Below are 14,293 nucleotides of genomic sequence, written 5' to 3'. Positions count from 1 at the left end.
CTAGAAAACAGCGAGGCTGCCGTATCAAACTCCGCGGCAGCCTCGCGCTGTTCAAACTTAGGTTTTAGGACAGTTGTAACTTTTTAGTAGAAACTGACAAATCCCAACATTATAATTGTTATATATCCTATAGCAGCACTGAACAGGAGGACAGCATGCAATTTCAACCAATGTATTATGATGGGAAATTATTTCTACCAAAGATCGAATTAAATATAGCATCGAACCAAACGATTGGCATTATAACGGACTTAAAGCGAAAGCAGCTTTTAATGAATCAATTAGAGGATCATTCCCAATATTATTTATTTCGAGCTGGGCAAGGCGAGTATATGCGTTTAACGGTGGAAGAACTAATCACTTTCCTAATCAAAGTAACGGAGAGGAATGAGCGTGTCACTTTGTTAATGGATTATTTTGCTTTAAAAGAAGAACGGAAGGTGAAAATCAAGGATCTAAGTTCATCGAAAAGGATGTATGTGACATTGCTGCGTGCCTTTTTTGCGCATCAGCCTACACTTGTACTGGAGGAACCCTATTTTTACTTGGAAGAACAAGATCGTCGTCATTTTAAACGGATTTTAGATGACCTTTCGAAAGAAAAGCAGATTCTAATTTTAACTTCGAATTTAGAGGATGCAATGATTTCCTGTGATGTAATTTATCGATTAAACGAGTTCGGATTTCATCCACTGGATATTCGGGACTCGGTAGAGGATAAGCAGGAAGTGCCGGAACAAGATCGGGCCAATATAACACTGCAGAAGATCTATACGAAGAGAAAGGACAAAGTGATTTTATTTGATCCGCCTGAAGTCGATTACATAGAAAGTATAGATAGCTTTAGAGTCTGCCGCAGCAGCTTGATTAACAGCTTGATCAGCAGATTTATCAGAGTCTATGCTTTCTAATTATATTACAAAATAAAGTATAAATGTAATTTAATAGAATAAAAATAGCGGGCTCAAGTTCTTGCTGAGCCTGCTATATATAGACTATTTCTAGAATAGTTCGCTACTATTATAAATACCACAAATTAATTACTTTGAAATAAACTCCTCTACATTATTTTCTCTGATATCTATATAATTTTCTGAATGATCGGCTTTTACCAATCTAATATATGCAGGCTTTTTCCTTGGATTGTTTCCTCCAATAAGAAGGTAATAGCTTTCATCTAACTCATAACGCAAGATATAGAGTCCGCTGCCTATTTCCGTACTATCATAACTTTTAAAATCATTCCATGAAAGTTCTTGTCCTTTATGAGATAATTCTATCACTTTTTCTAAAGTTAATTTTTCTTTACGAAATAATTGCCATTGATTATCTACCATAACAACGATACCCTCCTCATAAGAAGCATATTGGGCCCCAACACACCCAAAATTACTTTGATCATTTTTTACTGGAATTTCAGAACCAGCTACTTCTGATGTAATTGTGCCCATTAAAGAGGAATCATCTATTTCAATGGAAATCCGCTTACCAGTATCAAGATAAAGATGATCTTCAATCATTACCATCGGTATCCGATCCGATTGTATACTACTTTCTAGATGTTTATTACTACAAGCTGTCATTGTAATCATTAAAATGAATATACAAAACCCAATTATTCTTTTTTTTATAACCATCTCCGAATTTCTCCTAATTCTAAAATATAAGTCTAAAATATGCTTCCAAACAAATTTAAATATGTCATATAATATAAAAATATTATACATTACATTTCCAAAAAAATACCATGCATAACTGACTGGGAGGACAGCAAGCAATTTTTTTATTTCGTGCTGGGTAAAGCGAGTATATGCGTTTAAGGGTGGAAGAACTAGTCACCTTCCTAATTAAAGTAACTAACCTTGCAGGAGATTTATACGAAAAGAAAGGACAAAGTGATTTTATTTGATCCGCCTGAAGTTGATTACATAGAAAGTATAGATGGTTCGATCCTTGTTCATGTGGGTGGAGAAAATTATAACTGTGCTTTGACGTTAACCGGAACTCGAGCAGAGATTGTTAAATTTCGATTTTTTTAGGTGTCATCGATCCCTACATTGTTAATCTGCAAAAAGTAAGAGAGAGTAGATGGACAAGCGGACAGGCTAGTGTATTTAATCAGCCAGATGAAGAAGATGCGCTTTGGCATTGGATATTTTTATTAAAATGACAGGAAGTGAGTTACTATGAGTATCTCATTAAAACGTGCCGGGGCGATATTTGTGAAGGATTACAAAGAGTTTTCACGCAATTATGCGGTCTCCATTAGTTTACTTTTTCCAATTATCTTAGCACTTCTTTTTCGAGGTGCAATCCCATCTTTGAATGGAGCTTTTGCTTTCGGTCTCGTTCTTAATACTTCGTTTGTGTTACTAACATGTTTAACACAAGCATGCTTGATTGCGGAAGAAAAGGAGCATAACACTTTACGATCATTAATGATGACTCCAGCCACGACCATGGATGTTTTAATCGGTAAAAGTACTTTAGTCTTTATAATGTCCGCTGTAGGTCTGGCTATTGCAACGTATATAATTGGCTATGAGCCAGCTAGTATATGGGCGTTTGCGGTAGCAATCATTATTTCGATCATTCTATACATAGCAGCCGGGGCGATATGCGGTTTATTCTCCAATACGTTGCTTGAAGCATCATTATCTATACTTCCTGTGGCGTTCGTTTTCACTGCGGCACCATGGGGAGCGTTTCTAGAGGATGATTTTCCGATCTTCAAAGTGCTGGATTACTTACCAAGCAGTCAACTTGTGCATTTGCTAGGCATACGCAATATAGGCTTTACCACTGGAGAATTATTAAAACCCCTACTCATTATTTTGGCATGGACGGTTGTATTCACGATTATATCTGTTGTTTTATATCAACGAAGGTTAAAGGATGAGTAGGAGAAAATTCACAAAATTAGCCACTCTAGAATCGCGTATTTCTACAGAGGAGGGATCAAATTCCCATGAACTTAGCCGTCAAGTTGATGCAAGACTTCAAAGACCGAGATAATCGGCTTATGCTGAAAGTCTATCGGGACAAAGCGGAGCTCATCAGGAAACGGAATTTGGAAGCATGGGACGAAAAGCAGCTTCAAGCGGAATCTCTCCGGCTGAGGGAGGAAGCAAAATCAGGTACGTCTTTGGACGAGCTGCTTGTCGATGCCTATGCGCTAGTTTGTGAGGCAGCGAAGAGAACGCTCGGATTACAGCCTTACGATGTCCAGATCATGGCTGCTATCGCTCTACATGAAAGATTTTTGATTGAGCAGCATACCGGAGAAGGAAAAACGCTCTCTGCCGTTATGCCTGCTTATCTACATGCTCTAACTGGCGAAGGCGTTCATGTGCTGACTTTTAACGATTATTTAGCAAATCGTGATGCGGAGTGGATGGGCCCGATCTATCGACTCCTCGGATTAACGGTAAGATCGGTTCAAGTGGGTATGAGATTATCCGAGAAGCGGGAAGCGTACGCCGCGGATATAACCTATGTTACGGCCAAAGAAGCGGGATTCGATTATTTGCGCGACACGATCGCATTGGACGAAGGCGATACCGTGCATCGTCCTTTCCACTATGTCATCGTCGACGAGGCGGATTCGCTGCTTCTCGACGAAGCGCGGGTGCCGCTAGTCATCGCTGGAGAGCCGAGTTCCTCCGACAACGACGGCATCCGTTTCGCAGAAGTGGCTAGGCAGCTCGAGCAAGATGAGCATTACGACTTCGACGAGTTCCAGCGGAACGTTTATTTAAATGAAGCAGGCTCTGCGAAAGCAGAATCGCTGCTGGGAAGCGGCAATTTGTACGATAGCCATAATAGTCATTTGTTAACGTCATTAAATTGCGCGCTGCATGCGGAATTGTTATTGAAAAAAGACGTTGATTACATCGTCAGGGACGGAAAAATCGAACTGATCGACGAATATACCGGCCGCGTGGCGGAGAACAGGCATTTGCCGGAAGGGCTTCAAGCCGCGCTTGCTGCCAAAGAAGGGCTGCAGTCAAAAGCCGGCGGAATAATTCTCGGTACGATCACCCTTCAACACTTCCTAAGTCTATATCCAAAGATTTGCGGAATGACGGCTACTGCGCAAGCTTCAGCAATAGAATTCGAACATATTTATGCGCTGCAGGTCGTGCAAATCCCACCGAACCGGCCAAATATACGGATCGACCATCCGCATCGGATTTATACCCATAAAGAAGCCAAATTTAAGGCGCTTGTACAAGAAATCTCATCCGTCCATGCGATGGGACGCCCAATTCTCATTGGTACTTCAAGCGTCGAGGAATCTGACATGCTGGCGGAGGCGCTAGCAGTTGCCGGCGTTCCTTGCCATGTTCTGAATGCGAAAAATGACGCAAAAGAAGCCGAACTCATTGCCAAAGCGGGAGAAATCGGCGCCGTGACGGTGTCTACGAATATGGCGGGACGCGGCGTCGACATTCGGCTCGGTGGCGGCAACCCCACGCAAGCAGAAGTTGTCGCCAGACTGGGCGGGTTGTACGTGATTGGTACACATATGCACCAAAGTGTGCGGATCGACAACCAGCTGCGCGGGCGATCCGGCCGCCAAGGCGACCCGGGTGCTTCCGTATTTTTCGTAAGCTTGGAGGACGAGTTGTTGCTTCGGTTCGGCATCGATAAGGCGATTCGCGCTCCTAGGCAGGATGAGGCTCTCGAAGAGCCAGTGCTTCGGGGTAAAATTACGCATATTCAGCGCGTTATTATGGGCCAAAACTTCGATATCCGCCGGGAACTGAACTGTTATTCGGATATGGTGGAGGAACAGAGGCGCATGTTATACGAGGAGCGGCTCGGAATTTTGAAAGGCGAGACGCCGATGAGTCCTTCGGAGCAGCGGGTACGCCTTTATTATATGGACAAGTTCTGGGCTGACCATCTGGCATACGTTTCTTACATTCGCGAAGGCATCCATTTAACAAGCCTTGTTAACCGCAATCCGATCGACGAATTTCATGTGCAAATTATCCAAGCATACGAGCAAATTCCGGCGAAAATAAATAGAGAATCGGCGAACATGCTCATAAAGCTTGGAGGTTCGAATGATCCGGCTATGTGGGAAAAGTTTGGGCTGAAGAACCCTACTTCCACTCGGACTTATATTATCAACGATCAATACAAGGAGTACTTGCAGAATCCCAGTTCATGGAACTCAGGGACGATAATCGCTTATTGGATTCGCAAGATTTTATGGCCTGTAATTCGGGAGGTCAAAATTTTGATGCAGCGTAGGTTTTTTCGAGGATTTTACAAAAGAACCCCCTGAAGATTTTGCGCAATTACTTTCTCTCTCTGAATCATTAGGATGGAATTCACTTGAATTATTCGTTGATGGGAAATAAATAATCAGGGATTAAGGAAGAGGTTGCCCAAAAAGTCATTCATTAAGATGTTTGAGGCAACCTTTTTTTGTTTTATCTTAGGCTATCGAGACAAAACGGAGCTATGGTTGTCTGCTTTAACTATAGATTTTTTGTTCCAAATATCAAATCGAAAGTTGCTGTTAATAATCCCGCCCAGAATAATGATCACCCCAATCCGGAACCGACATGCGGCATTCCAATCGAGTATAGAAGGGGAGTAAGAACGCCGCCGAATATGCCAAATGCTAATCCATAAGGAATGATCCCCATAAATACATCCCAATCAAATAAGAACGTTGGCGGAAACACGATAAATACAGTCAATACACCTCCTGTGGAAAGAAGAGCGCTTTTAAAAATAGGAGGGGTTTCCTTTTCGACTGAGCCACTCAAAAAAACGAATGTGGAAAAAGATGACGCCGCAAGGATCCCCCAAAGGCTTCCCTGTCATGACAATGCCAAGGGTTCCTGAAATAGGATATTGGCAGCCAACACGGAACCAACCAGAAGCAACGCGATGGAAACAAGTTTCGTCTTGGTCGGTTTTTTCTTATGGAGTACCCACTCTAACAAAGCTCCGATCCAGACAAATTGGAACAAAAAAACGATAGCCAGAGAGGCGTTCAAAGTTCGCAAGTCTTGATAATAATGTTTGAGATAAGCGGATCTTGGAGTTTCCTATATCCCTCATAGATGTGTGATGTTAAGGAATGGGGGAGGGGATGAATGCGAATCCGACGGTCGATTGTTGTCTCCGAATTCCAGCAGCGCTACGATCCGCTCGCCCGACTGAATGCCAAACGGCTTGCATTGATCCTGGTCATAAATCCAATCCGGTATCGATCTGCGTGAGTACCATGGTCTAGATTTAGCTACCAGTTGAACATTCTGGATCAAACAGCATACCGCCGCGTAATCCTCCTCCTGCTTGTGAAGATCAGCTTCTTGCTTTGCTACAACAAGGAGAAAAGCTAACGATGCATTTCCAGACGCATCCGAAAGTTTTGCGGCTGCTTCGTTGCCCGTCACATAGATAAAGCGCCACGGCTCCCTTAGTCCGTCGTTCGGCGCCCAGACGGCGTCATTCAGCACATCAAGAATGCTCTGCGCCGAAATCCGCATGTGATCCGACTGAAGCCCATTCGCTTTCCCGCCTCCGCCGAATGCGGTCCATTTCTGCTCCGCCGGTGTTCTTCTTCGGGCTCTCGGCGCTTTATCGAAATATCCCACATGCAAAATCCCGGCAAACCTTTCACCTGCCTGCAAACCGATTTCTGCAAGAAACGCCTCGCTATGAAATATGGGGTCCGTGTCCCACAGCGCGCCCAACCCGCGATCCCAGCCAAGCAGCTGAAAATTTTGCATCACACTACAGGCCGCGGCGTAATTTTCGTCGCTCTGCCTCTGATCGGAGTCGAACTCCGCGATGAAAATCAGGTGAGCGGGAATATCCGTTATTCGTTTTACAAAGAAATCGATCATTTTAGCGGGAATGAGCTTGCCGAATCGGCTTTCCTTCATCTTGGCCATCATGCTGTCCACCAACCTATGACGCGACTCAGGCGTGCCGGCGATAAGGCAGCGCCAGCGCGGCGTACCTTCGGCTTCGTACAGGCTGACCGCATCATTCATCAAGGATACGACCAGTTCCGGCGCTACTGGTGTTGTGTTGAATCTCCGGATGGTTCTGCGTTCTTTTATCGTTTGGGAAAAATTCAATATGATTCCTCCTCGTTTATTTTGTTTACTAGTAAACAATACTATTAAAAAAAATGTTTATCTCTCGTCTATATACCGGGCCATCCCTTGAAAAAACTTAAAAATCGTCTGCAGCTCGATTTCGGAGTAATCCTCCAAAAATCGCATAAAGCGCCGTTCCTCCGCTTCGTGCATATCCCGATGCAAATCGTACAGCTGCTTCCCGTGGAGCGTCAGACGAAAATACACCTCTTTGCGATTGTCGTTAAGCTGGGTCCGACGAATTAGGTCAAGCTCAAGCAGCTTCTTACTGATCTTGGTAATGCTCGCCTTGGACAATTTTAATTTTTCTGCAATCGCGGAATGGTTAATCGGTTCATAATGGCCGATGCAATCCAGAACATGGATGGTGGATAGACTACCAGGTACGTCTTTCAGTTGACGGAGCTGTACCATCTCTTTGATCTCTTTAAGTTCCAGCTCCATTCGTTGTTCATGCAAATGAGAGAAGTGAAGCAACTGTTCATAAATTAACGCCTTAATGCTGTCAGGATAATCCATTGATCCGGAATCACACTCCATATTGTTAACTTGGAAGCTAAAATATCACAATTTATCGGATTCAGCAAGTGCCGCAACCAAGGATTTTCTCAAATGATCATTGACAATGAGAATCATTATCAAATATGATGTTTACTAGTAAACAAAATATTGATGATTGGAGGATGTATGGTTTCGAAAGATTAAAAAATGTGAGTATACGATGAAATGGAAATGGATACGTATCTGTCACTAGTTTTTTTAAGAATACGGGTTGAACGACGCATATGAAAAGGAGTGGCGATGAAATGACAGTGAGCCTGCGGATTGAACAATTGAAGGCGGCAGTAGAAGGAAAAGAAATCTTGAAAGGTCTGAGCCTTGCGGTAAATGGCGGAGAAATTCATGTCGTGATGGGACCGAATGGAACAGGGAAGAGTACATTGGCCTCCGCTTTAATGGGGCACCCCAAGTACGAAGTAACAGAGGGAAGGGTTGCGCTGAACGGGGAAGATCTGCTGGAGATGGAAGTGGATGAAAGGGCACGGGCAGGATTGTTTCTAGCCATGCAATATCCGAGTGAGATCACAGGGGTCACGAATTCCGATTTCATGCGTAGTGCGATCAATGCAAAACGTGAAGAAGGCCAGGAAATCTCGTTGATCAAATTTGTGCGGATGATGGAAGCAAGCATGCAGACGCTGGAGATGAACCCGGAATTTATGCATCGTTACTTGAACGAGGGCTTTTCAGGTGGGGAGAAAAAGCGAAATGAAATTTTGCAAATGATGATGCTTGAGCCGTCTTTGGTCATATTGGATGAAATCGACTCCGGTCTGGATATTGATGCGCTGCGCATCGTTGCCGAAGGGGTCAACGCTTTGCGAAGTGCAGACCGCGGATTTTTAATTATTACACACTATCAGAGATTGCTTAATTATATAAAGCCGGACTTCATACATGTGATGATGCAAGGAACCATCGTAAAGTCTGGGGGACCGGAATTAGCGGAGCGGTTAGAAGCAGACGGATATGAGTGGATCAGAGAAGAGCTGGGTATTACAGAGGAAGCTGTTGCTCCGGACGAAGAAGAATCGTTTCAAATGCCGATGCAAACCAAATCACCGCGTATCTGAAAGGGGAGAGCCTAACATGACAATGAACAGTGCAGAGAACCGGGCATCAGGGCAGCTTCAATATGAAGCGGAATCGGATTGGCTGACCATGTTGAGGAAGAGAGGCTTGGATGCCGTTACCACCCTGCAGCTGCCAAAGCTGGAAAAAACGAATCTGCAGCGCTGGCCTTTACGGCAGCAAGGCATTTGCCGCAAGCCAGAGCTGGTGACCTCTCTCGATGAATTACCGGAATCCATCAGGAAATGGGTATACTCTGACAATGTGCTGGTACAGCGGAATTCGGGCCCATTAATCAAGCATCTAACAGAAGGGTTGCGGGAGCAAGGAGTTATTTTGACCGATTTGGAAACAGCAGCACGGCAGTATCCGGAACTTGTAAAACCCTATTTGATGCAAGCAGTGAAGACTGAAGAGAATCTGCTTACCGCGCAGCATGCCGCACACTGGAGAGGCGGAGCCTTTATTTATATCCCTGAGGGGGTTCATGTGGAGGCCCCGCTGCAGACGCTATTTTTTGTAGACGAATCTGATACGCTCTTTATGCCGCATGTATTGGTGGTAGCCAAGGAGCATAGTTCCGTAACGCTGGTGGAGAATACCATGTCCTCATTAAATAAGATTGTGGCGGTGAATCAAGCCGTTATGGAAGTATTCGTAGGCGAAGGGGCAAGGGTCAATGTCGTGTCATTGCACCAACTGGAAAGAGACTTGATCGATCTAACTTATCGGCGCGCCATCGTTGAACACGACGGACAAGTGAACTGGTTGATCGGCGAAATGAATTGGGGTAAGACAATGAGCGAGACGGTATCCATCCTCCAAGGCGAAGGGGCCGGTTCGGATATAAAGTCAATCTTGGTGGGATCCGGTCGTCAGACGATGAATATCACTGCCCGGACGGTCCATATCGGCAAGAATTCGCCAAGCGATATGGTAATCAGAGCGGTGATGAGAGAGCAGTCAACCGCAATATTGAATGGAATCACCAAAATTGAGAAGGGGGCAACAGGGGCAAATGGACAGCAGACAGAAAAAATATTGATGCTGCATCCCGAGGCGCGCGGCGATGCCAATCCGATCCTGTTGATTGATGAAGACGATGTGAAGGCCGGACACGCCGCCAGCGTCGGACAAGTCAATCCGGAACAGCTGTATTATTTGATGTCCAGAGGAATTAGCCGAGTAGAGGCCGAGCAGCTAATCGTGTATGGGTTCCTTGCTCCTGTCGTGGCCGAAGTACCGTTGGAAGGTGTAGCCATTCAGCTGCAAGCGCTCGTGGAGCAAAAGCTGGGACAAATCAAGGAATTGGATCAAGCAAGCATATCTGAATAAGGAGGTTGACAACATATGGCCAAGGAAATGGTAGATCTGGGAGAATATCAGTATGGCTTCAAAGATGCGCATCAAGCGGTGTTTCAATCCGGCAAAGGACTGACTCGTGAGATTGTTGCCACTATATCGGAGATGAAGGGGGAACCCGGCTGGATGCTCGACTTTCGGCTAAAGTCACTGGAATTGTTCCAAAGTATGCCGATGCCTGCATGGGGTGGCGATTTGGGAGCCCTGGATTTCAATGATATCCAATATTACGTCAAGCCTTCCGAGAAACAAGGGAAAACTTGGGAGGAAGTGCCGATCGAGATTAAGCAAACCTTTGACAAGCTTGGCATACCGGAAGCGGAACAGAAGTTTCTTGCCGGGGTGTCGGCCCAGTATGAATCTGAAGTCGTCTATCACAGCATCCAGAAAGAGCTAGAGGAACAAGGGGTCATATTCACAGATACCGATACAGCGCTGCGCGAGCATCCGGATCTGCTGCGCCAATATTTTGGCACCATTATTCCGCCGAGCGACAACAAATTTGCCGCGCTTAACAGCGCGGTGTGGTCAGGAGGTAGCTTTGTCTATGTTCCGAAAGGGATAAAATGCGAGGTCCCTTTGCAAGCTTACTTCCGCATCAATTCGGAGAACATGGGACAATTCGAAAGGACGCTCATTATTACGGAAGAAGACAGCTTTGTCCATTATGTAGAAGGCTGCACGGCACCGATTTACAGCACGAACTCGCTTCATAGTGCCGTTGTGGAGATCATCTGTAAGAGAAATTCCCGTGCTCGATATACAACCATTCAAAATTGGGCCCCCAATATTTACAACATGGTGACAAAGCGGGCGGTAGCCGAAGAAAACGCAACGATGGAATGGGTGGACGGCAATATTGGCTCCAAGCTGACGATGAAATACCCTTCCGTATTGTTAAAGGGACGTGGAGCCAAGGGTTCGGTGCTCTCGATTGCAGTCGCCGGCAAAGGGCAGCATCAGGATGCTGGGGCCAAAATGATTCATCTGGCACCGGATACGACATCTACCATCATATCAAAATCGATCAGCAAACACGGTGGTAAAGTGACGTACCGCGGTCTGGCTTCTTTTGGACGAAAAGCTTTTGGCGCCAAGTCTAACATCAAATGCGACACGCTTATTCTCGATAATGAGTCCACGTCAGATACGATACCTTATAACGAGATCATGAACGACAATATCACGCTGGAACACGAAGCGACCGTCTCCAAGGTATCCGAGGACCAGCTCTTCTACTTGATGAGCCGCGGCCTGTCCGAGGAAGAAGCGACCCAGATGATCGTGATGGGCTTCATCGAGCCGTTCACGAAAGAATTGCCCATGGAATATGCGGTGGAAATGAACAGGCTCATCAAGTTGGAGATGGAAGGCAGTATAGGGTAGCAGCCGATTCCCCCGGCGTTCCAGTGCGTCCGGGCAAAGCTTGGAATGAAATTGCCGCGGATGTGTCCGAGTAGATATTTTGTTAACAAGTAAACAATATAAGTAAATGGACGGTTTAACCTGCTATGGAAAAAAAGAATTTAATCAACACGGAAGAGTCACTAACTCAGAAGCCTATGAAGTTCATCCCCATAATAATAGCTATTTTCATGGGAAATTTCCTTTCGCTGTTGAACAGCAATACGATTAATATTGCTTTACCGGTTTTGCAAAAAGAATTTGCCACCGACTTGAACGTCGTGCAATGGACATTGACAGGCTTTATGCTGGCGCTTGGCACGTTCGCGCCAACTGCCGGCTATTTCGGTGAACGATTCAGTTACAAGCGACTGTATATATTCGCCTTGCTTGGCATGACGGTTGCCTCCATGCTGTGCGCCTTGTCTTGGAACGCGCCGATGCTGATCGCATTCCGCATTGTTCAGGGTGCATTCTGCGGTATTATCGTGCCCGCATCGATGACCATGATATTCCAGATCATACCGCGTCACCAGCAGTCTGTTGCTATGAGCATCTGGATTGCCGCTTCGATCGTGGCGCCAGCTATTGGACCGAGTTATGCAGGTTGGCTTATCCAGCACGGATCCTGGAAATGGCTCTTCTGGACCAATGTGCCGCTCGGCCTGCTTGCAATCGTTATTGCCTTTTTCTTCATTCCTTACTATCGTCTGAGAGTACCAAAGGGATTCGACTTATGGGGGCTTTTGACGGTCATCGGTGCCAGCTCGCTGCTGCTGATCGCGTTGTCGCAAGGCTCCGGTTGGGGATGGGGGTCGGCCGAAACGCTCCTTTGTCTGGGAGGTGGGCTATTGGCGCTGGCGCTCTTTCTTTGGCGCGAGATGTCCGTCGAGTCGCCGCTATTACAGCTCAGAGTGTTTCTAAACCGACGCTTCACGTCGACGGTCATATTGTTATGTATCGTAATGATCAACTTTTTTTCGGGCATGCTCCTCGTTCCCATCTTCCTGCAAAATGTTCAGGGACATTCGCCACTTGATACGGGGATCATTTTGTTACCGTCTACACTAGCCATGGCAATTATGTCCTTGGTTGTCGGTAGGCTGTATAAAGTGGCTGGCCCCAAGCCGCTACTACTTGTTGGCGTGTTGTTGATGATCGTAGGAAATCTGCCGCTAGCGTGGCTTCAAGTCCACAGCTCATCTGCTTATACGCTCTTGTGGATGACGATCCGCAGTTTAGGTCTGGCTCTAGTGCTAATGCCGGCGACGACCGCCGGGATGGAGGAGATTTCCTACGAGTACATCGGCCATGCCTCCTCCATTCAGAACTGGTTGCGGAATGTATTCGTATCGTTCGGTGTAGCTCTTTTCACCACGCTGCTATCTTCACGTACTACAGATCACGCCGCTAGGCTAACGGATGGGGACGTCGGATTGAATTTAGCCCACCTGTCCACAACGATGGGCATCAACGATTTGAACATTTTATCAACGCTTATTGTAGTCCTGGCTCTACCATTTGTTTTTGCAATTCGCTCCAAGAGGAATAAGGAACGGGCAATCGATGGCTCTTTGACCAATCCCTTACGTTAATCATTTCGTATCTCTAGTAGAGTACGATCATTGATAGAACGATAAAGAATAAATAACCTGGTTCGTAGGTTACGCTTGTTATCTGTGTGTTTATTGTTATCGGGGGAAGCCGTGTCTCTTCACACTCCACACAATAATCAAAGCCACAAGCAGCAGAATCAATAGCACTACTGGAAACGACTGTGCACCCTATAAAGATAATTATGATAGTATCTTCAATCTAACTGCCGGGCACAGAGCTCGGCAGTTTAGTTATTAAGGTGGTTTGTTTAACTTTATGGCTATTTAAAACGCCCATATTGCTTCCCATAGGACAGAATCTTATTATATAAGCTCTGATCTTTTAATGCTTTAAGTGGGTATATTTGCGGCCGAGTGTTCACTTCCAAAATCCAGGGTGTCCCCTTTGAATCGACAGCCACATCCAGACCGAGTTCTTGGAAGCCTTTGTGATGACGGTCAAAGTTCCGGCCAACGGCAACACCAAGTCTTTTGAGTTCTAGCTCCAGTTGTGGGGTGAAGATGGAGCTGAAAACGGCACCGTTCATCGTCTTGCTGAAAGTTCGAATAGTTCCGCCCTGATTATAATTGGTGGCTACCTTTTTGGGGTTACCGACTTTGGTGAATAGGGCGGTGCTGACCCAATCTCCAAATCTGGTTTTCTGGACCATAACCCGGATATCAAATGGCTTACCTTTGCTTTTGGCTAAGCGAATTCCTTTTTGCAACAGATAAGGTCTGCTCCCTGCAAAGCGTTTCAAATCCCGATACAATTGGGTTGCACTTGAGTACGAAGTTTTAGTAGTATTCAGCTGGCTTTGGTAACCCTTGTCTGTTTTACGAATACGGATAATATTTTTTCCGCCTGATCCATTGGTTGGCTTTAAGAAGACGATATTATAGTCGTCCAGCATAGCGAATAGATTTTTTTTGTTAAATAATAATGTACGCGGTACGTATCTTTGGAAAAAGGGATCATGAAGCAACCACTGAGTTTTCGTCCATTTACTCTTGATGGTGGTACTTTTATATTTCATTGTTAAGAGACTCACCCCTTGTTTTTTTGTTTAGCTTATGCCAAAAAGTAGAGCGAGTCTCCATGATGGCCTTGAACCAAGGTATGAGCCCGAGACCAATTTTCATCGAAATAATAAGCCAAAGAACCGC

11 protein-coding genes and 1 pseudogene are annotated in these 14,293 nt (G+C 45.4%); 7 read left to right on the top strand and 5 right to left on the bottom strand.

All coding sequences use genetic code 11. The annotated features are described in order from the left end of the window. The first annotated feature begins 155 nt into the window (after positions 1 to 155). Positions 156 to 911, top strand: a complete 756-nt coding sequence (locus ABD014_RS11655) for a P-loop NTPase family protein (protein WP_343861129.1) — start codon at positions 156 to 158, stop codon at positions 909 to 911. A gap of 129 nt (positions 912 to 1,040) precedes the next feature. Here the strand turns inward: ABD014_RS11655 and ABD014_RS11650 are convergent, their stop codons facing one another. Next, complete coding sequence (locus ABD014_RS11650; RefSeq protein WP_343861127.1) at positions 1,041 to 1,637, bottom strand: hypothetical protein; 597 nt, start codon at positions 1,635 to 1,637, stop codon at positions 1,041 to 1,043. A gap of 549 nt (positions 1,638 to 2,186) precedes the next feature. Between ABD014_RS11650 and ABD014_RS11640 the strand changes: the two genes are divergently transcribed. Both ABD014_RS11640 and ABD014_RS11635 read left to right on the top strand, forming a co-directional pair. Further along, entirely contained in the window at positions 2,187 to 2,903 is a 717-nt protein-coding gene (locus ABD014_RS11640; protein WP_343861125.1) for an ABC transporter permease, read from the top strand. A 65-nt stretch (positions 2,904 to 2,968) separates the two neighbouring features. After that, on the top strand, positions 2,969 to 5,296 hold the full coding sequence (locus ABD014_RS11635) for a preprotein translocase subunit SecA (RefSeq protein ID WP_343861123.1): 2,328 nt from the start codon (positions 2,969 to 2,971) through the stop codon (positions 5,294 to 5,296). A gap of 265 nt (positions 5,297 to 5,561) precedes the next feature. Here the strand turns inward: ABD014_RS11635 and ABD014_RS24865 are convergent. The 3 genes and pseudogenes from ABD014_RS24865 to ABD014_RS11620 all read right to left on the bottom strand — a co-directional run. Beyond that, positions 5,562 to 6,041, bottom strand: a pseudogene (locus tag ABD014_RS24865) (DMT family transporter); the annotation flags it as partial. 39 nt (positions 6,042 to 6,080) lie between these two features. After that, positions 6,081 to 7,112, bottom strand: coding sequence for a nitroreductase family protein (locus ABD014_RS11625; protein ID WP_343861119.1), 1,032 nt, complete (start codon positions 7,110 to 7,112; stop codon positions 6,081 to 6,083). Between the two features lie 57 nt (positions 7,113 to 7,169). Then, a complete protein-coding gene (locus tag ABD014_RS11620) occupies positions 7,170 to 7,652 on the bottom strand; it encodes a MarR family transcriptional regulator (RefSeq protein ID WP_343861117.1) in 483 nt (160 codons plus the stop codon). 287 nt (positions 7,653 to 7,939) lie between these two features. On the opposite strand from ABD014_RS11620, the gene sufC reads away from it, so the two are divergent. From sufC to ABD014_RS11600, 4 genes are all read left to right on the top strand, one after another. Further along, positions 7,940 to 8,767 (top strand): Fe-S cluster assembly ATPase SufC, encoded by an 828-nt coding sequence (gene sufC / locus ABD014_RS11615; protein ID WP_343861115.1) that lies wholly within the window; start codon positions 7,940 to 7,942, stop codon positions 8,765 to 8,767. 16 nt (positions 8,768 to 8,783) lie between these two features. Next, on the top strand, positions 8,784 to 10,100 hold the full coding sequence (gene sufD, locus ABD014_RS11610) for a Fe-S cluster assembly protein SufD (protein WP_343861113.1): 1,317 nt from the start codon (positions 8,784 to 8,786) through the stop codon (positions 10,098 to 10,100). 15 nt (positions 10,101 to 10,115) lie between these two features. Further along, positions 10,116 to 11,513: a Fe-S cluster assembly protein SufB gene (sufB, locus tag ABD014_RS11605; protein WP_343861111.1), complete on the top strand. Its 1,398-nt coding sequence runs from the start codon at positions 10,116 to 10,118 to the stop codon at positions 11,511 to 11,513. 125 nt (positions 11,514 to 11,638) lie between these two features. Further along, positions 11,639 to 13,126, top strand: coding sequence for an MDR family MFS transporter (locus tag ABD014_RS11600; RefSeq protein WP_343861109.1), 1,488 nt, complete (start codon positions 11,639 to 11,641; stop codon positions 13,124 to 13,126). A gap of 281 nt (positions 13,127 to 13,407) precedes the next feature. On the opposite strand, the gene ABD014_RS11595 is transcribed toward ABD014_RS11600, so the two are convergent. Further along, positions 13,408 to 14,163 (bottom strand): YheC/YheD family protein, encoded by a 756-nt coding sequence (locus tag ABD014_RS11595; RefSeq protein ID WP_343861108.1) that lies wholly within the window; start codon positions 14,161 to 14,163, stop codon positions 13,408 to 13,410. Positions 14,164 to 14,293 lie beyond the last annotated feature (130 nt).

It is taken from the genome of Paenibacillus motobuensis, from assembly GCF_039521865.1.
Lineage (GTDB): Bacteria > Bacillota > Bacilli > Paenibacillales > Paenibacillaceae > Fontibacillus > Fontibacillus motobuensis.
This window is presented reverse-complemented; position numbering and strand designations above follow the sequence as displayed.

Bases quoted from the DNA above. Each gene is read 5' to 3' on its own strand.
- ABD014_RS11655 (WP_343861129.1), top strand. From the start codon at position 156: ATGCAATTTCAACCAATGTATTATGATGGGAAATTATTTCTACCAAAG.
- ABD014_RS11650 (WP_343861127.1), bottom strand. From the start codon at position 1,637: ATGGTTATAAAAAAAAGAATAATTGGGTTTTGTATATTCATTTTAATG.
- ABD014_RS11640 (WP_343861125.1), top strand. From the start codon at position 2,187: ATGAGTATCTCATTAAAACGTGCCGGGGCGATATTTGTGAAGGATTAC.
- ABD014_RS11635 (WP_343861123.1), top strand. From the start codon at position 2,969: ATGAACTTAGCCGTCAAGTTGATGCAAGACTTCAAAGACCGAGATAAT.
- ABD014_RS11620 (WP_343861117.1), bottom strand. From the start codon at position 7,652: ATGGATTATCCTGACAGCATTAAGGCGTTAATTTATGAACAGTTGCTT.
- sufC (WP_343861115.1), top strand. From the start codon at position 7,940: ATGACAGTGAGCCTGCGGATTGAACAATTGAAGGCGGCAGTAGAAGGA.
- sufD (WP_343861113.1), top strand. From the start codon at position 8,784: ATGACAATGAACAGTGCAGAGAACCGGGCATCAGGGCAGCTTCAATAT.
- sufB (WP_343861111.1), top strand. From the start codon at position 10,116: ATGGCCAAGGAAATGGTAGATCTGGGAGAATATCAGTATGGCTTCAAA.
- ABD014_RS11600 (WP_343861109.1), top strand. From the start codon at position 11,639: ATGGAAAAAAAGAATTTAATCAACACGGAAGAGTCACTAACTCAGAAG.
- ABD014_RS11595 (WP_343861108.1), bottom strand. From the start codon at position 14,163: ATGAAATATAAAAGTACCACCATCAAGAGTAAATGGACGAAAACTCAG.